Below are 26,133 nucleotides of genomic sequence, written 5' to 3' on the forward strand. Positions count from 1 at the left end.
CGGCGTATCTCAGGCGAGCGCGAGGCGCGGATCACGAATGCGCCGGCGCGTTGATGCTGCTGGCGTTACCGGTGTTGCCGGCGCCGCCGTTGCCGCTATCGAGATGCACCTTGACCGTCGCCGACAGGCCCGGACGCAGCACGCCCTGCATGTCCTGCGGCACGTCGAGATGAATCCGCACCGGCACGCGCTGCACGATCTTCGTGAAGTTGCCGGTCGCGTTTTCGGCGGGCAACACGCTGAAGGTCGCACCGGTGGCGGGCGCGAGGCTGTCCACCACGCCGTGCAGCGACTGGCTGGAGGCGTCGAGCGAGACGTCCGCCTTATCGCCCACGCGCATCTTCTTCAACTGGTCTTCCTTGAAGTTCGCATCGACCCACAGGCCCGACGAAGGCACCACCGTCAGCAGCGACACGCCCGTATTGGCCAGCAGCCCCACCTGCGCCGTGCGATTGCCGACATAACCATCCACCGGCGAGCGAATCGTCGTGTACTCGACGTTCAATTCGGCGACGCGCTGCGCCGCCTGCGCCGTCGCGACACGCGCCTCAGCCGCCCCGATCTGCGCATCGAGCACGCTGATCTCGCGCTGCGCGGCAAGCAGCGCGGCGCCGCTGCGATCGACCGAGGCATGTGCCTTGGCGAGATCCGCGTCGGCGCGTTCGACGACCTGGTTCGACACCGCCTCGTCCTTCACCAGCTCACGGTAACGCGTCTCGTCCTGGGCGCTGCGGGTCAGTTCCGCAGCCGAGGCCTTCACCTCGGCGGCCTGCTCGTTGATGGTCGCCAGTTGCAGCGACTTCCTCGCCTGCAATTCGGTGACGGCTGCCTGCGCGCTCTGCACTTCGGCGCGTGCCTGCGCGAGACGCGCATCGTAGTCGCGGGCGTCGAGGCGGATCAGCACCTGATTCACCTGCACGCGCTGGTTGTCGCGCACCATCACGTCGGTGACGAAGCCGCTCACCTTCGGCGCCATTACCGTGACGTCGCCGCCGACGTAAGCGTCATCCGTGCTTTCGACAAAGCGGCCGACGATAAACCAGTACGACAGCGCGCACGCCAGCACCACCAGCACGGTGATGACCGCGAGCAGCATCCACGGAATGCGGCGGGCCGGTTGCGCGGCGCCGGCGGCATCGGTGGCGCCAGCCGGGGCGAGAGTAGAAGGAGTCGTGGACATGTTTATGTGTGCGTATGCACTAAATAGAGATCAAAATAGGCGTAAAAAAACCGTGAACAGCACGCCAACCTGTGCCGGCCTGAGCGAGCGCCTTGGCGCCTGCCCGGGTCGCATGCCGCGCCTGATCGCTCAGGCCTTCGTCATCGCAAACAACTCGCGCCGCAATTCGGCGGCGCGTTCCGCTCCGAAGCGTTGCTCGAACTCTTCCTGGGCGGCACGCCATTGCAACCGCGCGGCGACCAGTTTGACAGCGCCGGTTTCGGTGAGACTGAGCGACAGCTCCCTGCCCTTCGTTTCAGCGCTGCGGCTCGATAGCAGGCCGTCGCGCTGCAACGGCTGCAAGGCTCGCACGAGGGTGGTCCGCTCCATCACCATCTCCTCGGCCAGTTGCTTCATCGTCATGGGCGCCGCACGCTTGATCCTCGTCAGGATCGAGAACTGCGTGATCGTCAGGCCCACCTGCGCGAGATGCCGGTCGTATAGCTGCGACACGTAGCGGGCCGCCTGGCGAATCGCAAAACAGTCGTCATCGGGTAGCGTTTCCATGGCGTCGTTTTTGTCCGTGCCTTGTGCGTTTTATTTACAGCTCACGAGTGCATACGCACTCAAATAATTAAAACAAAACCGCCAATCTGACGACGCCCAATTGCCACGCCGTCGATTCACGGTTTGCTGCGAGCGCGCCGCGTGCCGCGCCTCTTGCTCAGTCCGCGGTCAGTTCGAACAGCTCCGAGCGCAAGGCCTTCGCCCGCGCATGGCCGAATTTGCCTTCGAATTCAGCCTGCGCGTTACGCCACGCGGTAGCCGCTTTGGCAAACGTCGCCTTGCCGCTCGCCGACAAGCTGAACAGATACGTCCGGCCGTCGTGTTCCGATGCTTCGCTCACCACCAGACCGTCACGCTGCAGCGGCTTGAGCGCGCGCACCAGCGTCGTGCGGTCCATCACCATGGCATCGGCCATTTCGACCATGGTGGCCGAGGCGCGCCGCGCCAGCTTGGCCATGATCGTGAACTGCGCAGCCGTCAGCCCCACCTCGCCGAGATGGCGCTCATAAATCTGCGTGACGTAGCGGGCAGCCTGGCGCAAGGCGAAGCAGTTGCATTCGTCGTAGGTGAGAGGTCCGTTCATGGAAGGCAGTATATGTGTGCGTACACACAGTGTCAAGAAACTTGCGCCCGGGTAAGACTTGGTGAGACGCCAACGGTTGGAAACAGGCCAGCAAAACGGCCGATAAACCGCCAATCAGACAAGGCAGCTAAAGAGGCAGCACGCTCACGCCCACTTCCACCCGATGCGCACCGCCACCGAGAATCATCCCGCGCAGCAGCGAGACGTCGCTGTAATCGCGGCCGATCGCCAGCGTGACATGATCCATGTCGGCGAGGACGTCATTGGTCGGATCGAGGTCGATCCAGCCGCTGCCGGGGCAATGCACCGACACCCACGCATGCGACGCATCCGCGCCGATCAGCCGCGGTTGCCCCGGCGGCGGATCGTTGCGCAGATAGCCGCTCACATAGCGCGCCGGCAACCCGAGTGAGCGCAGGCAGCCGATCATCACCTGAGCGAAATCCTGGCACACGCCGCTCTTCAGTTCGAAGGCGCGCTCGGCGGGCGTATCGAACATGGTCGCCGATGGCTTGTAGGCGAAATCGCGGTAAATGCGATGCATCAGGTCGATCGCGCCGGCCGCGACCGGCGTGCCGGGCTCGAAGCTCGCCAGCGCGTAGGCGCGCAACGCGGGCCGCAAGGCAATGTTTGGCGAGGCAAAGCAGAACTCGACCTCCGGCCGGAATTCGCCGCCCACCCGAAAGCGCAGCGCCTCGGCCACGTCTTCCCATGCCGGCGTGGTGTCGGGATCCAGCTCGGTCCAGCGCGGCGTCAGTTGCACCGTGGTTTCACTGACCATTTGCAAACGCTCGTGCGGCGCATCGAGCGTGAAGTACAGCACGTCATTGCCGAACGCGTCGACGCGGCTATGCAGATACGACGGCTGCGGCTCGATCGTCTCTTCATGCGAGATGACGCGCTGCCAGGCGCACGCCAGCGGCCGGATGGTCGCGAGATGCTGCGCGGTCTCGACGAAGGTCGAATACCGGTAAGTGGTGCGGTGCGAGACCGACAGCATGGTCTGTGCGGTCTTCATGACGATACCTGCGAGGCGAGCGTGTTGGCGTGGCTGAAGTAGCGCGCGCTGATTTCATTGGCCGCCGCGGCGGCGAACGCGCCCAGTTCGTCGCACACGCGGATCAGCGCCGTGTAGGCGCCGGTCCCATCGATTTCGCACAGGCGTTCGAGCGACGGCAACGTGTCGGGCGGCGGCATCAGATCGACAAACGCGCGGTGCCGGGTGCCGCCCGCCGCGATGGTGATTTCATCGAGCTTGCCGCACAGGCGTTCGTAGACGCCGTACAGGCCACGCGGATTGGTCGGCTCGACCACCAGTAGGTCGAGCAGCGCCGGCACTTCGAGGCGTCCCGGATAGAGCGAGCGGTAGGTCAAGGTACTATCGAAGAGTTGCAGCAGCAGATCGAAACCGGCGGGCGTCGCCAGTTGGCCTTTGCCGGCGACCACGCGCAGGATCGACGTCATCGCGGCGACCCGTTCGATGTGCCGCCCCGCAAACAGCAAACGCCACGCTTCGTCGCGCGTCATGCGGTCGCCTTGTGCGCCGCTGATGGCCGAAAGTTGTGTCGCCAGTTGTTCGAGCGCGTCCATCAAGGTGACGCGGTCGTAGCGGTCGTGACGGCCGCTGCCCGATGCGACTGTCCCAGCGCCGCCACCGCTGCCGCCGCTGCCACCGTTAAGCCCCGCCGCGGCGGCAACACTCGCAGGCATCAGCTTCTGCAACGCATCGCGGAAGTCATTGCGGGCCGCGAGAATCGTGCGCCAGTGGTCGTTCGACAGGCGGCCGCGAATCTCGCCGCTCGCCCGCACCTGCGCGTTCAGCACCTGGCCGATGCTGGCCGCCCCGGTTGCTTCATGCAGATTCGCGACCAGGGTCCGCTCGAAGGCTTGCAGCGAATCGTCGCGGCGCACGTCGCCGAATTGCACCAGCCCGCAGTATTGCGCCAGCTCCACCAGCGTCTCGAACATCGCATTCGCGTCGTTGCTCTCCAGCGAGCCGAGGATCAAGCGCAGCAGCCGCACGTTGTTCTCGGCGCGCTCGCTATACCGCCCGGCCCAGAACAGATTCTCCGCGGCGCGGCTCGAGACCGTGCGATGCTTGCGCGCGAGATCGGCGGGCTGCATCGGCGAGGGCAATAGCGTGAAGGTGGAGGTCGGCTGGCTCGACAGCACCCAGGTATCGACACTGCTGCCGCCGAACTGCATCGACACCGTTGCCTGCCGCTCCGCCGCGAGACGCGTGAAGCCGCCCGGCATGACGTGCCAGCCGCCGTCGAAATCGGCGATGGCATAGACGCGCAGCACCGACGGACGGCGTCCCAGCGTGCCGTCTTCGTAACGCGGCGCGCACGAATACGGCAGCGGCAATTGAATCGTGAAGTTGTCGGGCAAGGCTTCGATGCGCTCGCGCCACTCGTCCAGCGGTTGCACGCCCTGCTCCAGGCCCGGCGCGCCGTCGCGCCGCGCGGCCGGCCAGGTTGGCACCAGAAAGGCTTCGTCCAGATGCGCATACGCGTGCTCGCGAGCCGCTTCCTCGCCGCACCACCAGGTCGGCACGCCCGGCAGCAGCAGATCTTCGCCCAGCAGCGCCTCGGCGATACCCGGCAAAAAGCCGTGCAAGGCGGGCGATTCGACGAAGCCCGAACCGGGCACGTTCGAGACGATCACGTTGCCGGCCCGCATCACCTGCAGCAAACCCGGCACGCCGATCGTCGAATCCGCGCGCAGTTCGACCGGATCGCAAAACGCGTCGTCGAGCCGGCGCATCACCACATGCACGCGTTCGAGTCCCGCCAGGGTCTTCAGATACAGCATGTCGTCGCGCACCGTGAGGTCTTTCCCCTCGACGAGCGTCACGCCCAGGTAACGCGCCAGAAACACGTGCTCGAAATAGGTTTCGGCGAATGGCCCCGGCGTAAGCAGCGCGATATGCGGCGAGCTGTCGGCGGCATCGCCATGCATTACGGCGCGGGCCGACTGCACCATGGTGGCGATCAGTTGCGAATAGGTGGGCGCGAGGCGGCTCACATGCAGCGAGCGGAACGGCTCGGCAAACTGGCTCGAAACGATCAGGCGGTTTTCCAGCGCGTAACCGAGACCCGACGGCGCCTCGGTGCGATGCGACATCACCGTCCAGTTGCCGTTCGGCGCGCGCGCCAGATCGACCGCGACGACCTGCAGATATTGCCCGCCCGGCGGCGTGAAACCGCGCACGGAACGCAGGTATCCCGGATGGCCATAGACCAGCGCCGGCGGCAACTGGCCGCGCCGCAGCAAGGTCTGCGCGCCGTAGACGTCGGCCACCACCGCGTTGAGCAACTGCGCGCGCTGCATCACGCCCTGCTCGATTTCGGCCCATTCGGCCTCGTCGATCAGAAGCGGCAGCAGGTCCAGCGCCCACGGCCTGGGTTCGCCCTTGTCCGCGTAGACGTTGTAGCTGATGTCGTTATCGCGGATCTGCTGCGCGACCGAGGCGGCGTTCTGTTCCAGAGCGGCGATGCCGTCCTCGCCCAGCAGTTCGAAAAACTGCCGCCACGGCTCGCGCAACGACCCTGACTCATCGAGCAACTCGTCCCAGTGCCCATCGCGGACCGGCAGCACCCGCAGGAGCGACAGCGCATCCGCGTGAGCCGCGGTTGCCTCGAAGGGAAAAGTCGATTGAAAGGCCAAGGTCGTGTCGGGTCAATTGTTGTCAGGTCACCAGTAGCGTAAGTCCAACGTGAACGGGAATTCCAGACTGCGTTGCGGCGCCTCTGCCACGAGCGGTCCAGGCGTATGACCCATCGTGAAGAAGCGCGCGCGCCGCCGGCTCTCGGCCTCATACGCGTTGACCGGGAAGGTCTGGTAGTTGCGCCCGCCCGGATGAGCCACATGATACTGGCATCCGCCAATCGAACGGCCAGTCCAGGTGTCGACGAGATCAAAAACAAGCGGCGCGTCGACGCCGATCGTCGGATGCAGGGCCGAAGGCTGCGACCACGCGCGATAGCGCACGCCCGCCACATACTCGCTGACGCGCCCGGTAGGTTGCAACGGCAACGCCACGCCGTTGACGCTCACCCGGTGACGATTTTCGTTGAGACCGAGCACCCGCACTTCGAGCCGCTCCACCGACGAATCCACATAACGCACCGTGCCGCCGGGGGCGCCCTCCTCGCCCATCACGTGCCACGGTTCGAGCGCGCTGCGGATGGTCAGCGTCACGCCGCTGGTGGTGGTTTCGCCCACCAGCGGGAAACGGAATTCGAAATGCGGAGCGAACCAGGCGCGGTCGAAGGCGTAGCCGGCCTCCGCGAGATCCGCGAGGACGTCGTCGAAATCCATCTGCACGAAGGTGCCGAGCAGGAAACGGTCGTGCAGTTCCGTGCCCCAGCGCGTCAGCCGCTGCGTGTACGGCGTCTTCCAGAAGCGCGCCACCAGGGCCCGCAGCAGCAACTGCTGCACGAGGCTCATGCGCGCATGCGGCGGCATTTCGAAGCCGCGCAGTTCCAGCAGACCGAGGCGGCCGGTCGGGCCGTCGGGCGAATAGAGCTTGTCGATGCAAAACTCGGCGCGGTGCGTGTTGCCGGTGACGTCGATGAGAATATTGCGCAGCGACCGGTCGATCATCCACGCCGGCAATTGACCGCCGTGACGGCCGCCGAGCAGGTCGATCTGCCGCTGCAGTTCGCGAAAAGCGATCTCCAGTTCGTAGACCTGGTCGTTACGCGCCTCGTCGACGCGCGGCGCCTGGCTGGTCGGCCCGATAAACAGCCCCGAAAACAGGTACGACAGCGACGGATGGTTGAGCCAGTACGCCACCAGGCTCGCCAGCAGATCCGGACGGCGCAGGAACGGGCTGTCCGCGGGGGTCGCGCCGCCAAGCACGAAGTGATTGCCGCCGCCGGTGCCGGTATGGCGGCCGTCGGTCATGAACTTCTCGGTGCTCAGATAGGTTTCGTGCGCCGACTGATATAGATACTCGGTATGGTCGACCAGTTGCTCCCAGCTCGACGCCGGATGGATGTTGACTTCGATCACGCCCGGGTCCGGCGTCACCTGCAGCATCTTCAGCCGCTGATCGCGCGGCGGCGGATAGCCTTCGATCACCACCTTCATGCCGAGTTCGGCAGCCGTGGCTTCGACGGCCGCCAGCAGATCCAGGTAATCGTCTAGCTCGGTGAGCGGCGGCATGAACACGTGCAGCATCTTGCGGCCGCTGCCGAAGCTCTCGGTTTCCACCTTCGGACCGGCGGCGCGGGCGGGGTCACGGGCTTCGACGCACAGCGCGGTACGGGTGATCCAGCTTGCGGATTCGCCGCGGGGGATGCGCGAGGCGGCGGACGTATGGCCGACAGCCGCGCCTGCGCCAGAGCCGCCGGCGCCACTGCCGGCATGGAGCGCGGCTGTGCCGCCGCCCGCGGCCGAAGTGTCCGCGCCATATGCTTCCCCGCCGTTGCGTCCTTCGTACTGCATGCGCAATTGCGCCGCCGTGCGCAGCGGCGTGGGCGGGGCGAACGGGTCATGCGCATGCTGATACGGATAATCCGTCTGCGAAACCCACGGCAGCGCGTCGAGCGGCAGACGGTAGCCCATCGGCGAATCGCCCGGAATCAGGTACATGCGATCACCGCGGAAATACCACGGACCCGTCACCCAGCGCGGCCCTTGCAGCGGCAGATCGCGTTCGCGTGAAATCGGCAGTACATAGCCCGTCACCGAGGCGAGACCGCCGTCGTACACGCGCCGCAGGCGCACGCGCTCCATCTCGTCGTCGAGACGCGATTCGAACGGATCGACGTTGACCGGCAGGCGACGCTCGCGCCACAGGTAATACCAGGTGTCTTCATAACCCGGCTTGACGAATTGCGTGTCGAGCCCGAGCTTGGCCGTCAGGTGTGTCAGGAAGCGCTGGGCGTCTTCCGCCGTATAGCTGCCGGGCTCGCGTTCGTCGGCGAACAGCGCCGGGTCGTTCCAGCACGGCTCGCCGTCCGCGCGCCAATAGAGCGACAGCGCCCAGCGCGGCAACTGCTCGCCCGGATACCACTTGCCCTGGCCGATATGCAGAAAACCGTTCGCGCCATAGCGCGCGCGCAGCTTGTCCATCAGGCCCACGGCGTAGCTGCGCTTGGTCGGCCCGAGGGCGTCGGTGTTCCACTCGGCGGCGTCGCGGTCGCGCACGGCGACGAAGGTCGGCTCGCCGCCCATCGTCAGGCGCACGTCCATCGCTTCCAGTTCGCGGTCTACCTGCGCGCCCATTTGCAGCACGTCGGCCCAGACGTCTTCGGTATAAGGCTTGGTGACGCGCGGGGTTTCCAGCACGCGCTCGATCGACATCGTGTGTTCGAACTCGACCTCGGATTCGTCCACGGCGCCGGAAATCGGCGCGGCGCTGCCCGGTTCCGGCGTGCAGGCCACGGGGATGTGGCCTTCGCCCGCCAGCAGCCCCGAGGTCGGATCAAGGCCGATCCAGCCCGCGCCCGGCAGGTAGACCTCGCACCACGCGTGCAGATCGGTGAAGTCGACTTCGGTGCCGCTCGGACCATCCAGAGACTTGGTGTCCGGCGCCAGTTGCAGCAGATAGCCCGACACGAAGCGCGCGGCGAGCCCCAACTGCCGCAAGGTTTCGACCAGCAGCCAGCCGGAATCGCGGCACGAGCCGGCGGCCGTGGTGAGGGTCTCCTCGGGCGTCTGCACGCCTGGCTCCATGCGGATCAGGTAACGGATCTCGCGCTGCAAACGCTGGTTCAGCCCGACCAGAAAATCCGCGGTCGCCTTGGGCGAGCGGTCGATGCTGGCGACGAACTCCCTGAAACGCGGCGTCGGCTCGCGCTTGACCAGATACGGCGCCAGTTCGGCGGCGAGGCCCGGCGCGTATTCGAAGGGAAATTTCTCGGCGGAGGGTTCGAGGAAGAAATCGAACGGATTGTAGACGGCCATTTCGGCCACGAGGTCTATGGTGATCTTGAACTCGCGGGTCTTCTCGGGAAACACCAGCCGCGCCTGATAGTTGGCGAAGGCATCCTGCTGCCAGTTGATGAAGTGCCCGGCTGGCTCGACGCGCATCGAGTACGACACGATCGGAGTCCGGCAATGCGGCGCGGGCCGCAGCCGCACGACCTGCGGCGACAGCGCGACCAGGCGGTCATAACGATAATGCGTGACATGGTTCAACGCGACACGGATAGACACACGGACTCCTGGGCGAAGGATGGCAGCCCGCCAAAAAGCAAGCTTCATGCCGTTGGTAGAAAAACTTGCCGCATCCGGCTCCATGGCCGGAAAACAAACCTCGCATAGGCACGGACGGTCCTGAGAGCCCCGCAGAGCCTGCGTGAAGCCGTCAGCGCCACTTTCAAGGGCTCACCGAGCGGCGCCTTGAAAGTCCGTCAACGCCGCACGCACCAAAGCGGCGCACGTCACATGCCCCATCATGCACGTAATGTGCGTTAAAGCAGTGACGTCTGGCAAATGCGGCATGAAGATTGCGGCGTGCATGGCGCAACACCGCCCGTCAGCCATCCAATCCGATCTCCATGAAAACCTTTCATTGCAACCGCTGCGAGCACCTCGTGTTCTACGAAAACGTCCAGTGCGAGCGCTGCGAAGCCTTGCTCGGCTTCGTGCCGGAACTGGGCGAACTCAGCGCCTTCGAGGACGCCGGCGAGGGCCGCTGGCGCAGCCTGCATCCGCAGGCCGCCGGCACGCTCTACCGGCAGTGCGGCAATTACGCGCTTGAACATGTCTGCAACTGGATGATCCCCGTCGATCAGCCCGACACGCTGTGCCCGTCCTGCCTGCTGACGCGCACCATTCCGAATCTCACGCCGCCGGATAACCGGCTCTACTGGTATCGGCTCGAAGTCGCCAAGCGGCGCCTGCTCTACACGCTCGCAACGCTAGGCGTGAAAGTGGAATCGCGCCGCGACCATCCGCAGGACGGCCTCGAATTCGAGTTTCTCGAGAATATCGGCGACGGCACGCAGGTGCTGACCGGCCACGATCACGGCCTGATCACGCTGAACATCGCGGAAGCCGACGACGCCTACCGCGAACGCACCCGCACCGCCATGCACGAGCCGTATCGCACGCTGCTCGGGCATTTCCGCCATGAAACGGGCCACTATTATTTCGATCGCATGGTGGCCGGCACACCCTGGCTGGAGCCGTTTCGCGCGCTGTTCGGCGACGAAAGCGTCGACTACGGCGAAGCACTCGAAGCCTACTATCGCGACGGCGCGCCGGCCAGTTGGCCCGAGTCGTACATCAGCGCCTACGCGACGATGCATCCGTGGGAGGACTGGGCGGAGACGTGGGCGCACTACCTGCTGATCGTCGACGTGCTGGACACCGCCACTTCATACGGCGTGGCCCTGATGCCGAGCGATCCAGCCGACCCGACGCTGACCGACCAGACGCCGGTCGAAGACGCCAGCTTCGATAACCTGATGAAGCGCTGGTTTCCGCTGACCTACGCGCTCAACAGCCTGAACCGCAGTCTGGGCATGCCGGACGGCTATCCGTTCACGCTTGCGCCGCCGGTGGTCGAAAAGCTGCGGCTGGTGCACAAGGTCATTGCCGGACAGCCGGCGCCAGCCCGGGTAGCCGCGCCTGCGCCCGCTCCCGCCGACGAGGCGGATCAGTCGCAGATTGCGCCTGAGCAACAGCCCGGCCAGCCCGATCAGCCGGAGCTGCCCGAAGTGCCGGCGCAGGCCGTACAGCCCGCCTCGCCACCTGCACCGCCGCCCGCATCGCCCAGCGCCGATCCGGTTTCCGCCTCGTAATTTATTGTTACGGCTGGTAAACATTGGTAGTGAAGCGGCGGCTATTCTGCTCGTTCGCGCGGACAGCCGCTGCCCCCGCCTGTGCGCCCGGCTCAATCCGCATCCTCCGCGACCCTTTCGGATCAAGGCAGAAGCTCGATGCGGACCGACCAGTGCCTGGCGTTGGCCAAACAACATCATCTCGCCGGCGACCTCGCCGCCGCCCACCAGCTCTATGAGACGGTTCTCGCCGACGAGCCGGCCAACGCCGACGTCATGTTTCGCCTGGGCGTACTGGGACTGCAATGCGCCACATATGACGAAGCGCTCGGCTGGCTCGACCGCGCCATCGGACTGGCGCCGCGCGAAACCCGCTACCGGTTCGCGCGCGGCCAGGTGCTCTACGCAGCGGGCCGCCTCGCCGGGGCCATCGACACCTACCGCGCCCTGCTCGCCTTCGACGCCACCTCCGCCGACCTGTGGTTCGCGCTGGCCGGCGCGTTGCAGTCGAATGGCGATCTGCGCGGCGCGGCCGCGGCGTATGAATCGGCCGCCGCGCTCGATCCATCCCAGGTCGACGCGCTGAATAACCTCGGCAATTGCCAGCGTCAGCTCGGCGAGTCCGAGCGCGCGCAGGACGCGTACCGTCGCGCGCTCGCGGTGCAGCCCAATCACTCGAACGCGCTGACGAATCTCGGCACGCTACTGCAGGAGAACGGCCAGCTCGATGCCGCGATCGAACTGCTCGCCACGGCGCTGCAAAGCGCGCCGGATTCGCCCACCTGCCTGCTCAACCTCGGCGTGGCGTGCTGCGCGAACCGCCAGTTCGACGACGCCGTGCTGCTGCTCACGCGCACGCTCGAACTCGAACCACGTTTCCCGGAAGCCGCGTACAACCTCGGCAACGCGCTGCATGCGCTTGGCCGCCGCCGCGAAGCCCAGGCGCAATACCGCCACGCCGTCACGCTCGATCCGCTGCATGCCGACGCGCACAACAATCTCGGCAACGTCAGCAAGGAGCTGGGCGAATACAAAGCTGCGGCGGACGCGTTCGATGCTGCGATTCGCGCGCGTCCCGGCTTTGTGGCCGCGTATAACAACGCGGGCAACCTGATGCGCACGCTGCGCCGCACGACTGACGCGGAAGCGCTATTCGAGGCCGCGCTCGCAGTCGATCCACGGCACTCGGCCTCGCATAACAATCTCGGCAACGTGCTGAAAGACTGCGGCGCGCTCGATGAAGGCATCGCCCACTATCGCCGCGCCATCGAATCGGATCCGGATAACGTGGTCGCGCACAGCAACCTCGCGTATGCGCTGACGTTCCAGGCCGAAGACGGCGCGGCCGTGCTCGAGGAATGCCGGCGCTGGTCCGCGCAACACGAAACGCCGCTGCGAGAGCGACGCCTGCCGCATACGAACGACCGCACGCCCACGCGACGGCTGCGGATCGGCTACGTGGCCGCGGACTTCCGCGATCACTGCCAATCGCTTTTTACAGTGCCGTTCTTTTCGCACCACAATCATGAGCAGTTCGAAATTTTCTGCTATGCGAGCGTCGAACGCCCTGACGATCTGACTCGCCGGCTGGCCGGTTATGCCAACGTCTGGCGCGATGTCCGCGAACTCGACGACGAGCACCTCGCGCAACAGATTCGCGCGGACGGCATCGATATCCTCATTGATCTGGCCATGCATATGGCCGATGGCCGACCCCTGCTGTTTGCGCGCAAACCCGCGCCGGTGCAGGTGGCGTGGCTGGCTTATCCGGGCACCACCGGCATCGAGGCGATCGATTACCGTCTGACCGATCCGCATCTCGATCCGCTCAACGCTGCCGGGACACCAGGCACGAGCGACAGCCACTACACCGAACGCTCGGTGCGTCTACCCGATTCGTTCTGGTGTTACGACCCGTTGACGGATGAGCCTGCGGTGAACGCGCTGCCGGCGCTGACGTCCGAAACATTTACGTTCGGATGCCTGAACAATCCCTGCAAGCTGACCGACCGTACATTGGCCATGTGGAGCGCCGTGCTGCGCGAGGTCACGCAAGCGCGTCTGCTACTGATGGCGCCGGCCGGCAACGCCCACCAGAATCTCGCGCGCCGCGTGGAAGCCCAGGGCATCGACATGCAGCGGGTCAGTTTCGTGCCATTTCAGCCGCGTGCCGATTATCTGCGCACGTATCATCAGATCGATCTCGGACTTGATACCTTTCCATACAACGGCCACACGACGAGCCTCGACTCGCTATGGATGGGCGTGCCGGTCGTGACGCGCGTCGGCGCGACTGCGGTGGGACGCGGCGGGCTCACTCAACTCGCCAATCTCGGTCTGGACGAACTGGCTGCGAATTCCGATGACGAATTCGTGCGCACCGCGGTCGAGCTCGCCAAAGACCGCCCCCGTCTCGCGGACTTGCGGCAACACCTGCGGCCGCGCATGGAGCAATCGCCGTTGATGGACGGCGCGCGCTTCGCCCGCCATGTCGAAACGGCTTACCGGCAGATGTGGCAGGCGTGGTGCGCGCAGTGAAGCCCGCGAGGATTGCAGTCTGGCTCGCGCGTCTCGCTTAAAAACGCAGAAACGGCCCCGCACACCACGTGGGAGCCGTTCTGGCTACTGCAATTTCAGCGACGCTACTGCATTCGCTCGGTACGCGCATCAATACGCGATATAAGGCCCGGTGCCGCCTGGCGTCGCCTGTTGCTCGACCGCAGCATACACATTGCGGCCGTAGAAGAACGGCAAACCCCAGTCGAAGATCGCCGACGTTACAAAGGCAGGACCGGCAAGCAGCGGCATCACCGCGTCGCTGCCGGACGCCTGCGAGAGCGCCGTGGCGTTGCCCACATCGAAGGACACCGAACTGGTGGTGCCATTCACGCCTTCTATCAACGCGCTCAGTTGCTCCGTCGAAACCGGGCAGTAGTACGAATTGTTCGGACTCGAACACGTGGGTAGCGCTGCGGTTTCGAAGAAAAGACCCGTTGAGCCGCTATCCATGATGCTGTTCGTGTACGTCGTGCCGTTCTGCACGGTGGAGAACGTGCCGTTCGATGGACTCACCGCGATCACCTGCGCATTGCCGATGGCGTTGTTGCTCTGCGTGCCGATGCCGAACACCAGTTGCCCGGTCAACGCGACTTCGCTATTCGAGCCCACCGCCGGCAACATCAGAATGGAGCCGTTGTTGTCGACCGGAAAGTAGGGAATCGGATTGGCCACCTGCAGATCTTCCGCGACGGCAATCGACGTGCAGGCGGTACCCGCGCATCCGTAATAGGTTGCCGGCACGGCCTGACCTACGCAGTTCGCGCCGCAATCGTGCTTGAACACGCCAATGCCGAGAATGCCGTTAGCCGCCAGCGACGTGGGCGTATTGCGCGCCGCACCGACGCTGCTGCAATTCGCAGGCACCGCGCTGTAATTTGGATCGATCACCTGAATCGGTAATGAGGCGGCCTTTTCGCTGCCGATCTGCACATCCGCGAGACGCACCGAACCCCACGTATAGCCGTCGAAGAACTGCATGCATTCAGCCAGCAGATTGCCCGACGCGTCCTGCTGCTGCGGCAGCGCGACCGACGACGGCAGTTGCGAGGCGAACACGCGCAGTCCCCATGAGCCGGTATCGACGAGCACGTGATCGATGGTCTGACATTGCGCCGTCCCAGGCGTACAGATGGTGACGCTGACAAAAGGCATGTTCGGCACGCCGGAGATACCCGAGTCGACCGTCACCGCGACGGCATTAGCCGCCAGCACCTGCGTGCTCGACGAGGTATTGGTCACCGACTGCGTGGGCGCGGACGCGTTCGACGTGCTTGGGCTCGAGCTGCTGCCGCCCCCTCCACCGCCGCCGCATGCAGCGAGCAGCAAGGCAAAAATCGCGGCAATCCATAGCCTCAGGAGCGATTGTGAGTGACGCATGATCGCTCCGTTATTGAATGACGTTGACATCGACGCCGGCCGGCACGGCCTGCGGCAGATACGCATGACCCGCGAACGCACGCAGATGGCCGCCCGAGAACACCACCAGGTCGCTGGTGGAGACGGCGAGCGGTGTGCCACGGCGGGTGGCCGTAGCCGACACGTACTGATCGAAAGCGGCGCCGAGCGTGGCCTTCAGATCAGGCAGCGTCGGACCTTGCCACGCGACGCCGAACACCGTGCCGCCCGGCGCAACATATTCGCGCACGACAGTGCCGGAAGGCAGCGTTAAAAGATGAACCGTGTACGCAGCTTGCGAAGTTGCGCTGTGCGCAGTGGCGTGCATGAGCACCTGATCGTTGCTAACGGTGCCGACGTTCTGGCCGAGCGTGGCCTGTGCGGGTAAGGAAAGCACACAGGTTGCCCCTAGCATTGCGCAAGCAATGCTTTGATGAAGCGTGGTTTTCAAGTGAATTCCTTCGAGCTGAAAACGTTCGCGGTCCCCATAGCGATCGCGAACGACAATTAGGGGCGCACTCCTCGACCGGCAGAAAACCGGGTGTTGCAATCACGCCTGGAGAAGCTGCGTGAATGCGTCTACGGAGTGGCAGCGCGAAACTTTAGCGAAGGAAAAGCTCGCTCGCAATCGTTTGGCCGGACGTATGAAGCGGCACTGAGCGCCGGACTGTTTGACGGGGGAATGTGACCTCCTTCACTGACGGCGCATCCACGGCCGTTTACGGGTTTTCCAGTGTTTTAAGCGAACAGCATGGAAAAAAATAAGGGCCGCAGAAAAAATACCGATCGGAAAGAAAAGATGTCACGCCTTGTTAAGCACCCACTGCAAAACGCCTCAAAAACCCACGCTCCATACTTTTCGTTCTGCGAACTTTTTTAGTTTTGTATGAAGAAAAGAATCGGCGTCTGCGGGCTGCAACGAAAAATGCCGGCGTCGACGATGACTCGTCAGCTCCGGCATCCTGTTCCAACCTCGGCGCGCTGTATTGGCGCGGGCGCTGGTCGCGACAAAACTGTTACTGCTTCGGTTGCAGCAAGGTCTTCAGTTCCTGCACGTTCTCTTCAACGCGTTTTGCGATCACCGCATACGACTCCGCTTGCGACTGGTGCGCCGCCTGGGCGAGTTGCTGCATATCGGCCAAAGCCTTGTGCAAAGTCTGCTGAACCAGCTCGGCCGTTTGCGTGGGCGCGCCGCCGGAAGCGGAGATTTGTGCGGCCACCGACTGCAGTTCGCCCAACGTGGAGCGCAGCATCTCGGCCTGCTTCTGCGCGAGCGACTGCATGCCCAGCAGTGCCGCCTGATTCGCCGTTACCAATGCCTCGACGTCCTTGCGTCGCGCTTCCATGATGGCGGGCACATCGAAGCCGGGCAGCTTGAATTGCTCCAGCATTTTGGTGAATTCGCCAAACGGATTGGCGGCGTCAGGTCGTTCCATGCTAATTCCTCCTGGACAGATGGTCGTATGCCGGTCGGCGCACCATTGCAGGGCCGGCTGGTACGCGGCTCAATCATGCGCCTTCTCCCCGTGTTGCGCCAGCCAAGGGACAGAACTCATGGACGAACCGGCTGCTTTCATTTGTGTTGCACGCTTTACGCTTGCCCCACATCGCCGTAATGCCAATGAAATAAAGCCTTGGGTGACACGGCAGGATCGGGCAAATCTACTCTGCATACCTTCAGAACTCGCTGCGCGGGTCGTTTACATGGCTATATCCCCTGCGCTGCATGAGGTTTTTAGTCAGACGAAACACCTCGCGCATCCTGCCCGCCGCAGAGAGGGTTTCCCCCACGAGTTACAGGTATCGCATGAACAAGCTGACGAACACAATCAAGTTCAAGATCATTCTCGCGCTCGGCGCGTGCATCGTCTTGATGATGGCAATTGGATTGTTGGGCGTTCGTGGGCTCGCAACCCTAAGCTCGGATATGAATTCGATGTACGCCGACAGCACGGTGCCGGTTGAAGACCTCGCGGCAACGCAGTCGGATGCGCTGAAGATCCGCCTCAACCTGATGCGTTTGCAAACGATTCATGATGCGGACGAAATCAAACAGACCACGGACCATATCCGCGAACTGCAGAAGAAACTTAACACCGCATGGGCCGACTATTATCCCGGCAAAGTCTCCGCGGAAGACGAGCGCAAACTCGCGGACCAGATTTCGGCGCAGTATGCCGACGCCAGGACGCTGACCGAAACCGCACTGGCCGCCATCGACAACGGCACGCCGGACGCCGCGGCTCCGATCATCGAAAAACTGCGCCAGGTGGGCAACGCCATGTCCGACAGCATCGACCAGGACATCGACATCAACGCCACCCAGGTCAAGCGGCTCGCCGACGAGGGCGTGGACACGTTCCACTCGCTGTTGTGGATCGCGATTGGTGCGATGGTGCTGGGCCTGATCGTCGCCATCGCCGCATCGGTGTATCTGATGAGGGCGATCATCAACCCGCTCGGCTCCGCGGTGCAGGTCGCGCAACGCATCGCCGAAGGGCAGCTCGAAAATGAACTCGTGATCCACTCGAAAGACGAATTCGGCGATCTGCTCGGCGCATTGAAGCAGATGGACACGCAGCTTGCCGGTATTGTCCGCGGCATCAAAACGTCGAGCGAATCGATCATGGTCGCGTCCAGCGAGATCGCGGCCGGCAACATGGACCTTTCCTCGCGTACTGAAGAGCAGGCGGCCTCGCTGGAAGAAACGGCGGCCAGCATGGAACAGCTCACGGCCACCGTCAAACAGAACTCCGAAAACGCGCGTCAGGCCACGACGCTCGCCGGCAACGCATCGAGCGTGGCCGACAAAGGCAATGCCGTGGTGGAACGCATGCTGGTGACGATGGGCGACATCACCGCCAGCTCGGCGAAGATTGCCGACATCACCACGCTGATCGAGGGCATTGCTTTCCAGACCAATATCCTCGCGCTGAACGCGGCCGTCGAAGCGGCTCGCGCCGGTGAACAGGGGCGTGGTTTCGCGGTGGTCGCAGGCGAAGTACGCAGCCTCGCGCAGCGTTCGTCGAGCGCTGCGAAGGAAATCAAGGACCTGATCCAGAGTTCGGTTGCGACGATTCACGACGGTTCGTCGCAAGCTGAGGAAGTGGGCCGCACAATGGCGGAAGTGCAACAAGCTATCAAGCGCGTGGCCGATATCAATGCGGAAATCTCCGCTGCTTCGGATGAGCAAAGCCGCGGCATCGAGCAGGTGAATCAGGCGGTGGGCCAGATGGACGAGGTGACGCAGCAGAATGCGGCGCTCGTCGAAGAGGCATCGGCTGCGGCGCAATCGCTCGAACAGCAGGCCGCGCAGCAAAAGCGCGCGGTCTCCGTTTTCAAGGTGACCGAGAGCAAGGTGTTGCCGACGGCGCCACGTTCCGTCGCGGCCCCACGCAAGGCAAGCGCGCCGCTGCTGCGTCCCACGTTGAAGCGCCCGGCGGCTGCCGCGGCTGCCAGGCCAGCGGCAGTAGCAGCAGTTGAGGCCGGTTCCGAAAGCTGGGAAACGTTCTAAACATGGGCACGAGTGACCTCGCCCTGGCGGCACCTGCGCAGGGCTTGCAACGTTTGCGCGCGCGGCTCGCGGTGTATATCGGCCGCATTGCCGTGCTGGCGGGACGCCATCCCCTCGCGGTGGGCGCGCTCGGCACCTTGCTGTCGCTCGGCGCGGTAGGCCTCACGTTCGTGACGCTCGCGGCCGGCCGTCAGGACACGATCGATCACGCGTGCGACACTTCGCGCAACGTCATCTCCATTCTGAGCAACGACGTCCAGCACAATTTCGAACTGGCGGACGTTTCGTTACAGGCGGTCACGGCCGGCCTGCGCGACCCGGCCATCATGAAGCTCGCCCCGGAGATCCGGCATAAGGTGCTGTTCGAGCGCGCGGCCTCGGCGCGCTATATCAGCGCCGTATCCGCGCTCGACGAGAACGGCAACGTCATCGAATACGGCGCGGGCAAGCCGCCCACCGCCAATCTCGCAGACCGCGACTATTTCTATGTGCATGCGCAGAACCGCGACGCCGGGCTCTTCATTTCCAGGCCTTACCATTCGCGGCTGCGAAACCACGCCGCGTCGATCGCACTGAGCCGCCGGGTCGAGAAAGCGGACGGCTCGTTCGGCGGTATTGCGGTGATCGCCATCGATATCGGCTATTTTCAGCAACTACTCGACCGGCTCGATGTCGGGACAAGCGGCGCCGCCTTCATCATTCGCAATGATGGGACGATGGTCGCACGCACCCCCGCGCTCAGGAATTCGACGCAGTTCGTCGTATTTCGCTCGGCCATCATGCGGCGCATGCTGCAAAGCCAACGCGGTTCGTATGAGGCCGTCTCGCCTTTCGATGGCATCACGCGCATCTACACGTTTGCGCGCATTCCCGGCACGGCGCTGATCGCCGCCGTTGCGCCCGCCGAAAAAGACATCCTCGTCGAGTGGAAACGGCGCTCCATCATCGTCGGCGCCTCGGCATTGTTCGTGAGCGCGACGTTCATCGTGGTGATCTGGCTGCTGGCCTTCGCGCTGCGCGACCGCGCGGCCATGCAGTCGCGTCTCGAACATATGGCGCAAACGGATTCGCTGACGGGACTCAACAACCGGCGCACACTCGACAAGGTGCTGCTCACCGAATGGCAACGTATGCAACGCACGGGACGCGAGGTGTCGATTCTGTTCATCGACGTCGATCACTTCAAGAAGTACAACGACGCATATGGTCATGCGGTTGGCGATGAAGCGCTCAAGCGTATCGCCGCCGGTCTTGCACGGCATCTGAAGCGGCCTGGCGACTCGGTCGCCCGTTACGGCGGCGAAGAGTTCGTGGCGGTGCTGCCCGAAACGGGCGAGCGCGGCGCGCTCAACGTGGCGGAGGCGATTCGCCGCGAAATCGAGGTGTGCCACAGTGCCGAGGGCGTGCGACGCATTCCGGCCATGACGGTAAGCATCGGCTGCGGCGCCGCGACGCTGGCCGGCGATCTCTCGCTGGAAGCCTTCATGCGTCGCATCGATTCTGCGCTGTATGCAGCGAAGGCTGCTGGACGCAATCGGGTGGTGGCGGCGGAGCCGGCTGTCGCGCTCGCTGAAGTGTGATTGATTGCCGTATGGGTTTGCGCCTGCGTTATGGCGCTACGCCGCAGGCATAACCGCAGCAATGACGTGACGGCGCCCCGCGCATCAGGCGAGATTTGTCCTGTGGCGCCCGGAGCGTCGTATCATCTGCACCTTGGCCACCCACCGTCGAGCACCATGCCGTTTGCCGCGTCACTCCGTATCGAAGCCGCCCTCTCTGTTTTGCGCCGCCACGCCTTACCGCGTCTTTCCGGCCTCGCCCTGTGTGTTGCACTTGCGGCATGCGCCACGGCGCCGTCCGCTTCACTTCCCTCTTCCGCTAACCAGCAGTCGCGCATCGATCCGGTCAGCCTCTTTCCAATGGACGCTTACGACCAGAACGTCGATCACTGGATCGACCCGGCCAGCGCCACTTACGACCAGCCGTTTCTGAGCGCGGAAGAACAGCACACGCATTTTGAGGCGCTACGTGCGCGTTATTTCGGCGCGGGCGCAAATGACGCGTCGCCATGGAATCCTGCCTATGTCGGGACGCGCGTGTACCGCAATGGCGGCGCCGATATCGCCGCCCTGCAACGGCGTCGGCTCGCCGAGTTCGATAACAGCGGCAAGGGCGCTGATGAAATCGGCTACGGCCAGAATTTCCGCCCTCATACGCAGGCGTGGATCGATGCGATTGCGCAGAACATGGACATCGGCCAGTTCGAGCGCAACCCCGCTTATTCCGCCGCGCAGCGCGCCATCGCCACGGACAACGTGCTGGTGCGCGAACTGCCCACCCTAGACCCGTCGTTCTACGACCGGCGCCTCGCCGGCGAAGGCTACCCGTTCGACAACCTGGCGGTTTCGGCCGCGCGTCCCGGCACGCCGTTCTATGTGCTCGGCAGCAGCGCCGACGGCGGCTGGGACTACGTGCAGACCCCTGACGTCCAGGGCTGGGTGCGCAGCGACAAGGTCGCCATGGTGAGCCCCGCGTTCGTCGACATCTGGCGCAGTGCGGCGCGCAATGGACTCGCATCCGTCATCGTGGCCTCTGCACCCGTGCGCGACAGCCAGGGCACCTTCCGTTTCGATGCGCCCGCCGGCACCTTACTGCCGGTCGCGCCCGGCGATAACGCGGCCCAGCGCATCGTGATGGTCCCTGCCCGCGACGAAAACGGCCATGCGGTGGCGCGCATCGCGCAACTCGGCGACACGCAGATCGCGAGCCTGCCGCTCGCCGCCACGCCGCGTCATCTGGCCATGCTGCTCAAGGCCTTGATTGGACGTCCATACGGCTGGGGCAACACCGGCTTCTACAACGACTGTTCGTCCGAAACGCAGAGCATCTTCGCGGCGTTCGGCGTATGGCTGCCGCGCCATTCGTCCACGCAGATGAGCGCCGGGCGCATGACCGATCTGTCCGCCGCGACGCCGGAGCAACGGATCGATTACCTCACGAAGCACGGTGCGCCGATGCGCACGCTGATCTATATCGGCGGTCACGTCATGCTGTATCTGGGCAACACCACGCGCGATCATCAAGTGGTGCCCCTCGTCTATCAGGACGTGTGGGGTTTGCGTCCAGCGGATAACAGCCGGCGCGCCGTAATTGGCGGGTCGGTGATTTTTCCGCTGCTCGCGCATATCCCCGAAGATCCGGCTTTGCAATCGCTTGGCGGGACGCCGATTTTCCAGATCAGCATCATCGGCGCACCGGCCGACGGCTCGCCCACTCAACCTGATGACGACAATCCTGCCGGGTGACCACCGGCCCAAGGCCCAGTGTTCCCGGCGTGCGACATAGCAGGCATGCGAATTGCAGCATACGTCTCCAAGCGAGGGGCTCTGCCCCTGTGACTATCCATCACACATCATCGGAGGCGTTATGTTGGGAACCATTCTTCTAATCGTCTTGATCCTGCTACTGGTCGGCGCATTTCCTGCCTGGCCGCACAGCCGCTCGTGGGGCTACGCGCCGACCGGCACAATCGGTATTGTTGTCATCGTGGTGATCGTCCTGGTCGTCATGGGGCAGATATGACCTGAACGGTCGTCTTAAAGCTCGCAGTACGCGGACCGCCGGTTTGACCGCATCGATTGTAAAACTGGCGGTCCCCTTCTTCCTTTGCCTCCCATCCGTATTCTCTCAAGTCTCGCCACGTGGCTTTAAGCCGCGGCTGGCGTCGCCACGCCCCCCATCGCTTCCACCGTTCGCCTGCGGACAACGCATCTGCACACCCGCTTACCGGATCATTCGGACGCGGCACGCTGCTTGCGGCCATTCGAAGTGAGCAGACGGACTTCCGTTTGCATCAATTGAACTTACTTCTGGAGGATCCGAAAATGAACAGCACTACGAAGAAAATCCTGACTTCCGCGCTCGTCGTTGCGCTGTCCGGTGCAGGTGTCTACGCTCAGGCGGCTGGCGGTGGCGGCGGCGGTGGCGGCGCGGGTAGCGGCGGCGCGGGTGCAGGCGCTGGCGGCGCCGGCTCGGGTGGCTCCGGAAGCTCGGGCATCGGCGCCGGTAGCGGCAATGCGGGCGGTGCGGGCGGCACCGTTTCACCTGGCGTCGGCGGCGTAGGCGGCATGAACCGCCCGGGCGACACGAGCGGCTACGGCTCGCCGGGCACCACAGCCACCGGCGGCGGCATGGGTACGGGTACGGGTACGGGTTCGACACCTAACTCGGCCACCAGCCCGGCAAACAGCAACATGAACCAGATGTCGCCGAACGGCACGACGCAGAACGGACAGTAACGTGTCCGCAAACATAAGCGGCGAATGAGCGGCGGCGCGAGCGCTGCCGCTCTATCCGTTGCTGATGAGTCGCATTGGAAGATTGACCAGGCTGTTATTTCCACACGCTTCCCACACGCTATCCCACCCAAGGAGCTCACCATGTCTGCAGTCGCCCGGCGCGTCATCCCGTTGACGCAATTACCCGAGGATCATGCGACACGTGTTGAGGTGGATGGCGAGAAAATCCTGCTGATCCGCAACGGCGAAACGGTACACGCGTATAGCGCGGATTGCCCGCACGCGGGCGGCCCGTTAGAAGAAGGTGCGCTTTGCAACGGCCATATTATTTGCCCATGGCACAAAGGTACTTTCGACGTCGCGACCGGCGACGTCCTCGAACCGCCCGCGCTGATCAGCCTCGATCGTTATCCCGTCTCCGTGCAAGACGGCGAGGTGATGGTGACGCCGCAAAAAATTGACCGGCCCGGCACTGCGGCAGCGACCGATGCGGCGAATTTTGTCGTGATCGGCGCAGGCGCGGCAGGTGCCGCCGCCTGCGCTGCCTTGCGCGCGAACGGCTTTACCGGACACCTGACGCTGATCGGAGAGGAATCCCAGGCGCCTTACGACCGAACCGCGCTGAGCAAATTTGTTCCCTCCGGCGCGATGAAGACCGCCGACGTGCCGCCGTTATTACCTGAGGGATGGTTAGAGGAACAGCATGTCGAACGCGTCACCGGCACAATCGTGAAGCTCGATGTCCCCCAACGCCAGATTTATTTCGACGACGGGCGCACGCTCACCTACGACACCGCGTTGCTGGCGCCCGGCAGCAAGCCTCATTTCCCACCCGTGCAGGGACGCGATCTCGAAGGCGTCTACGCGCTGCGCACCCTGCATGATGCGACTGACCTCTGCGACGGATTGGAAGCCGCGAAGCGGGTGGTCATCGTCGGCAGCAGTTTCATCGGGCTGGAAGCCGCCTCGGCGTTGCGCGAGCGCGGCGTCGCGGTCACCGTCGTCGCTCCGGCCCATGTGCCTTTCGAACATCAGTTCGGCGCGCGTATGGGCGCCCTGTTTCAGCAACTGCACGAAAGCCACGGCGTCACCTTCAGACTCGGTGAGCAGCTCGCCGAGTTGGCCGGCTTCACGCACGTGCGTGAAGCCGTGCTCAAAAGCGGCACACGTATCGCTGCGGATGTCGTTCTGCTCGCGACAGGTGTCTCGCCGGTCACCGGCTTTATCGATGGACTGCCTTTGCAGAAAGACGGCGGCGTGCTCGTCAATGCCGGCATGCAGGCGGCGCCTGGACTCTACGCCGCGGGCGATATCGCGGCGTTTCCGTTGTACGAAGATCAGGAGCCTGTGCGAATCGAGCATTGGCGGCTCGCGCAGCAGCACGCGTTTATCGCGGCACAAAACATGTGCGGCGCACGCAACCGTTATGCGGGTGTGCCGTATTTCTGGACTTATCACTACGGCAAGACTTTCGAATACCTTGGCTACGCCAGCGGGTGGGACGAGGTCGTGATCGACGGCGATCTCGAACAACATCGCTTCCTCGCGCTTTATGTGAAAGCGAACGTGGTGGTCGCTGCTCTCGCGTGCGAGCGCGCAGCCGCAACAGCGCGCCTGATCGAATCGATGCAGACGGGGCTTTCCGCCGCCGAAGCACTGCGTCTGGTTAAAGACCAGGAAGCCGCCACTGCAAAGTGAAGATACGGGGAGCGGCACATCAATGCCCCAGTCTCGGCATAACGCGAGCAAGGCATACAGGATCGCCGCCTGAACGAAATAAACCCACTACCACGGAAAACCAATGAATCATCACGACGTGGAACAGGAACTCCAGCACCTTGAGTACGTGTTCGCCCATATTTCGGCGACCGACACCGTCCCACCTCTGAGCTATTGGCGCAATCGTCTCGATTCGCTACGCAAGAAACCTATTGTGCCGCCGCAGCGGGTCCGCATCAGCCGGCTCGAAGAGGCGCTAGGCGTGCTTGAGGTCACATCGCCGGGCAAAGCGGAAGCAAAACCCCCTGCGCCCGTTGCGCGTACCGCAACTCGCGCCCGGCGTTAAATTGCGCGGCCAGCCTCAAGCCTCGTCCTTATTTTCCCTGTGTTTCCTGCGCCGGGTGCATCGGCTCCGGTGAGCGGTCGGCCCGCGAACGCAGTTCGCGAAATGCGCTTAAAACGCGTGTGACGCTGATGCTTTCGCGCCACCAGCGCTCCTTCAGACCGGCGGTTGGCACCCACCACGACGGCAGGACGACATCCCCGAGCGTGAAGCCGGGGCGCCACCGCTCTGCAATGCCGCGTCGGCGAAAGATGGTCAAAGTCGGAACGCCAAGCGATGACGCGAGATGTCCGACGCCTGAATCGTTGCCGATAAACCAGCCCGATTCAAAGAGCCATTCCGCCAGCAATGCGGTGGATGCAAATGAGCGCAGCGGCGGCAGATCCGCGGCCAGCTTTTCCCAACGCGAACGCTCGCTCGCCTCGACCACGAACTCCACCTGAAAGCCGCCGGCTCGCAGACGGCGCGCCAGTTCAAGAAAGCGCTCCGGCAACCACCGTTTATCAGGCGTGGAGGCTTCAGGGTGAATCGCCACACGCATCGCATGCTTGCGAAACTGCAATCCCGCAGGCGGACGCATACCGTTCGAGATCGTCGCATCGTCAAGCTCGAAACGCCTCGCGGTGAAATCGGCGAAGCGCTTCGCCATGCAGTCGGAATTCTTCGCGTACTCCACTTCATGCAGGTTGATAAAACCCGCATGCCAATCGCCAACTTGTGCAAGCGGCCGGTCCTGATGCATCTGGACGGCATGGCGGTAATTCATCAACACGTCACGCGCGTCGTCCGCCGCCAGGGCGGGCGCGATACGCAGATGTGGGAACCAGCCGGCAAGCGCATGGGCGTGGTTACCGAACACGTCGACATGCCAGCCGTTGAGCGAAAGATGGTGAGCAACGATCAGGAAATTCAGGGTGTCGCCCAAGGCGGGCGACATGATAAATGCGGCACTTCGTGCGCCGTGTCGCATGACATGCTCATCATTCGAGTTCAAATCGGTCCGATTCGCCTGCCGCGCCTGATCATTACCCATACAGTCAATTCAGTGAGAGTCAAAGTCAAAGTCAATGCGCCGCATGTTGCCACACATTCGTCCGCTTACAGAATGAGAAGTTTTGCGGTCTGTTACCTGGTTTAGGCACGCTTAAGCAATTCCGTCAGCCCGGATTGCGCCGCCCGTGCGGCAGTTTGTATTGCCAGGCACGTCCTTACGGTTGGCCCACCGCCTCTGCGCGGAGCCTTCGTCGCATGTGGT

The 26,133-nt window shown here is 63.9% G+C and carries 19 protein-coding genes; 9 read left to right on the forward strand and 10 right to left on the reverse strand.

The window, feature by feature from the left end:
• Positions 1-31 precede the first annotated feature (31 nt).
• The 6 genes from FQ755_RS08505 to FQ755_RS08530 all read right to left on the reverse strand — a co-directional run bounded on the left by FQ755_RS08505 (position 32) and on the right by FQ755_RS08530 (position 9,479).
• Positions 32-1,180 (reverse strand): HlyD family secretion protein, encoded by a 1,149-nt coding sequence (locus FQ755_RS08505; protein WP_186308458.1) that lies wholly within the window; start codon positions 1,178-1,180, stop codon positions 32-34.
• Positions 1,181-1,309: 129 nt separating this feature from the next.
• Positions 1,310-1,726, reverse strand: a complete 417-nt coding sequence (locus tag FQ755_RS08510) for a MarR family winged helix-turn-helix transcriptional regulator (RefSeq protein ID WP_144153068.1) — start codon at positions 1,724-1,726, stop codon at positions 1,310-1,312.
• 157 nt (positions 1,727-1,883) lie between these two features.
• A complete protein-coding gene (locus tag FQ755_RS08515; RefSeq protein WP_144153070.1) occupies positions 1,884-2,309 on the reverse strand; it encodes a MarR family winged helix-turn-helix transcriptional regulator in 426 nt (141 codons plus the stop codon).
• Between the two features lie 127 nt (positions 2,310-2,436).
• Positions 2,437-3,327 carry a transglutaminase N-terminal domain-containing protein gene (locus FQ755_RS08520; RefSeq protein WP_144153072.1) on the reverse strand — a complete coding sequence of 297 codons (891 nt, stop codon included), beginning with the start codon at positions 3,325-3,327 and terminating at the stop codon, positions 2,437-2,439.
• Positions 3,324-5,978, reverse strand: a complete 2,655-nt coding sequence (locus tag FQ755_RS08525) for a circularly permuted type 2 ATP-grasp protein (RefSeq protein WP_144153074.1) — start codon at positions 5,976-5,978, stop codon at positions 3,324-3,326. Before FQ755_RS08525 ends, FQ755_RS08520 begins: the two co-directional genes overlap by 4 nt.
• 27 nt (positions 5,979-6,005) lie before the next feature.
• Entirely contained in the window at positions 6,006-9,479 is a 3,474-nt protein-coding gene (locus FQ755_RS08530; protein WP_144153076.1) for a DUF2126 domain-containing protein, read from the reverse strand.
• A gap of 344 nt (positions 9,480-9,823) precedes the next feature.
• Here FQ755_RS08530 and FQ755_RS08535 point away from each other — a divergent pair, with 344 nt between their 5' ends.
• Both FQ755_RS08535 and FQ755_RS08540 read left to right on the forward strand, forming a co-directional pair.
• Positions 9,824-11,071 (forward strand): putative zinc-binding metallopeptidase, encoded by a 1,248-nt coding sequence (locus tag FQ755_RS08535; RefSeq protein WP_144153078.1) that lies wholly within the window; start codon positions 9,824-9,826, stop codon positions 11,069-11,071.
• Between the two features lie 138 nt (positions 11,072-11,209).
• Positions 11,210-13,588, forward strand: a complete 2,379-nt coding sequence (locus tag FQ755_RS08540) for a tetratricopeptide repeat protein (RefSeq protein ID WP_144153080.1) — start codon at positions 11,210-11,212, stop codon at positions 13,586-13,588.
• A 129-nt stretch (positions 13,589-13,717) separates the two neighbouring features.
• On the opposite strand, the gene FQ755_RS08545 is transcribed toward FQ755_RS08540, so the two are convergent.
• The 3 genes from FQ755_RS08545 to phaP all read right to left on the reverse strand — a co-directional run bounded on the left by FQ755_RS08545 (position 13,718) and on the right by phaP (position 16,440).
• On the reverse strand, positions 13,718-14,986 hold the full coding sequence (locus FQ755_RS08545; RefSeq protein ID WP_144153082.1) for a DUF3443 domain-containing protein: 1,269 nt from the start codon (positions 14,984-14,986) through the stop codon (positions 13,718-13,720).
• Between the two features lie 10 nt (positions 14,987-14,996).
• A complete protein-coding gene (locus FQ755_RS08550; RefSeq protein WP_144153226.1) occupies positions 14,997-15,419 on the reverse strand; it encodes a DUF2844 domain-containing protein in 423 nt (140 codons plus the stop codon).
• A 601-nt stretch (positions 15,420-16,020) separates the two neighbouring features.
• A complete protein-coding gene (gene phaP / locus FQ755_RS08555; RefSeq protein ID WP_144153084.1) occupies positions 16,021-16,440 on the reverse strand; it encodes a TIGR01841 family phasin in 420 nt (139 codons plus the stop codon).
• Positions 16,441-16,811: 371 nt separating this feature from the next.
• Between phaP and FQ755_RS38540 the strand changes: the two genes are divergently transcribed.
• The 7 genes from FQ755_RS38540 to FQ755_RS08590 all read left to right on the forward strand — a co-directional run bounded on the left by FQ755_RS38540 (position 16,812) and on the right by FQ755_RS08590 (position 24,881).
• Positions 16,812-18,518 carry a methyl-accepting chemotaxis protein gene (locus FQ755_RS38540; protein WP_144153086.1) on the forward strand — a complete coding sequence of 569 codons (1,707 nt, stop codon included), beginning with the start codon at positions 16,812-16,814 and terminating at the stop codon, positions 18,516-18,518.
• A gap of 2 nt (positions 18,519-18,520) precedes the next feature.
• On the forward strand, positions 18,521-20,098 hold the full coding sequence (locus FQ755_RS08565; protein WP_144153088.1) for a sensor domain-containing diguanylate cyclase: 1,578 nt from the start codon (positions 18,521-18,523) through the stop codon (positions 20,096-20,098).
• Between the two features lie 156 nt (positions 20,099-20,254).
• A complete protein-coding gene (locus tag FQ755_RS08570) occupies positions 20,255-21,823 on the forward strand; it encodes an SH3 domain-containing C40 family peptidase (protein WP_144153090.1) in 1,569 nt (522 codons plus the stop codon).
• Between the two features lie 121 nt (positions 21,824-21,944).
• Positions 21,945-22,100, forward strand: coding sequence for a DUF3309 family protein (locus FQ755_RS08575; protein WP_074296188.1), 156 nt, complete (start codon positions 21,945-21,947; stop codon positions 22,098-22,100).
• A 302-nt stretch (positions 22,101-22,402) separates the two neighbouring features.
• Entirely contained in the window at positions 22,403-22,816 is a 414-nt protein-coding gene (locus tag FQ755_RS08580; protein ID WP_144153092.1) for a hypothetical protein, read from the forward strand.
• Positions 22,817-22,957: 141 nt separating this feature from the next.
• Positions 22,958-24,514: an FAD-dependent oxidoreductase gene (locus tag FQ755_RS08585; RefSeq protein WP_144153094.1), complete on the forward strand. Its 1,557-nt coding sequence runs from the start codon at positions 22,958-22,960 to the stop codon at positions 24,512-24,514.
• 103 nt (positions 24,515-24,617) lie between these two features.
• On the forward strand, positions 24,618-24,881 hold the full coding sequence (locus FQ755_RS08590) for a hypothetical protein (RefSeq protein ID WP_313957439.1): 264 nt from the start codon (positions 24,618-24,620) through the stop codon (positions 24,879-24,881).
• A 28-nt stretch (positions 24,882-24,909) separates the two neighbouring features.
• Here FQ755_RS08590 and FQ755_RS08595 read toward each other — a convergent pair whose 3' ends face one another.
• Complete coding sequence (locus FQ755_RS08595) at positions 24,910-25,815, reverse strand: glycosyltransferase family 9 protein (RefSeq protein ID WP_144153096.1); 906 nt, start codon at positions 25,813-25,815, stop codon at positions 24,910-24,912.
• Between the last annotated feature and the right edge of the window lie 318 nt (positions 25,816-26,133).

It is taken from the genome of Paraburkholderia sp. BCC1885 (assembly GCF_900996235.1).
Taxonomy (GTDB): Bacteria; Pseudomonadota; Gammaproteobacteria; order Burkholderiales; family Burkholderiaceae; genus Paraburkholderia.